The organism is Desulfopila inferna, from assembly GCF_016919005.1.
GTDB lineage: Bacteria > Desulfobacterota > Desulfobulbia > Desulfobulbales > Desulfocapsaceae > Desulfopila_A > Desulfopila_A inferna.
The window spans coordinates 1-471 of record NZ_JAFFQE010000030.1; the positions used below are offsets into that span (position 1 = coordinate 1).

1 protein-coding gene is annotated in these 471 nt (G+C 66.5%); it reads left to right on the forward strand.

Annotated elements, in window-relative coordinates; genetic code table 11:
• Positions 1–6 precede the first annotated feature (6 nt).
• Positions 7–471: F0F1 ATP synthase subunit B family protein (locus tag JWG88_RS21290; RefSeq protein ID WP_337833152.1), on the forward strand; the 465-nt coding region annotated here is incomplete at its 3' end.

The window sequence follows — 471 nt, forward strand, 5'->3', positions numbered from 1 at the left end:
CAGTAGATGTCGATTTTCATCGGACAGCTGATCGGCTTTGCCGTCATCGCGTTCATCATCGTCAAGTGGGTGGTGCCACCCGTACGGACCCTGATGCGTAACCAGCAGGAGGCCGTGCGTGCGGCGCTCGCCGAGAGTGCCGAGGCAGCCAAGAAGCTCGCTGATGCCGACGCGATGCACGCCAAGGCGCTTGCCGACGCCAAGGCCGAGTCGGAGAAGGTCACCGAGGAGGCCAAGCAGGACTCCGAGCGCATCGCCGCGCAGCTGTCCGAACAGGCCGGCTCCGAGGCGGAGCGGATCAAGTCCCAAGGCGCACAGCAGATCCAGTTGATGCGCCAGCAGCTCATCCGTCAGCTGCGCACCGGGCTCGGCGCGGAGGCCGTGAACAAGGCCGCCGAGATCGTCCGGGCGCACGTCGCCGATCCGCAGGCACAGTCGGCCACCGTCGACCGCTTCCTGAGCGAACTCGAG